This is a genomic window from Clostridium sp. Ade.TY, assembly GCF_000498355.1.
In the GTDB taxonomy this organism is placed as follows: domain Bacteria; phylum Bacillota; class Clostridia; order Clostridiales; family Clostridiaceae; genus Clostridium.
On record NZ_AVSV01000063.1, the window covers coordinates 1 to 495 of the forward strand.

Below are 495 nucleotides of genomic sequence, written 5' to 3' on the forward strand. Positions count from 1 at the left end.
CTATTAAGTTACCTTTTGAATCGTAAAGACCATATATTGCACCTTGAAGTGGCTCACCAGTTTCGCTATCTTTTTTAACTAATACTGCTTCACCCTTTTTAATATTATCTTTTACCGTTACTGAAGCTTGTTTTTCTGCTTCACCTAAAATAATTTTGAATTCATGTTTTGAATTATCTAAATTATATCCTTCTGGAGCTTTTGTTTCTACGAAGTAATAGTTTCCTGGTCTTAAATCTCCAACTGTTATTACACCATTTTTATCTGTTGTATAGCTTCCAATTTTTGAACTATCTGGTGTGATTAAATCTTTTATAGTTCTAACTAAAACATTACTATCAGTTGCTTTATCATTCACCTTATATAAAGTAAATTCTGCTCCTTCAAGCTTTTCACTTGTTTCACTATCAACCTTAGTAAGATTTACAGAACCTAAAATAACATCATCACTTGCTGTTATTTCTGGAACTTTATTTGTTTCTCCAAGTATTATTT

The 495-nt window shown here is 29.9% G+C and carries 1 protein-coding gene; it reads right to left on the minus strand.

Annotation, left to right across the window (positions count from 1 at the left end):
• Positions 1-495 (minus strand): SpaA isopeptide-forming pilin-related protein (locus tag O212_RS16770; protein ID WP_029699477.1); only part of this gene is annotated, 495 nt, incomplete at both ends.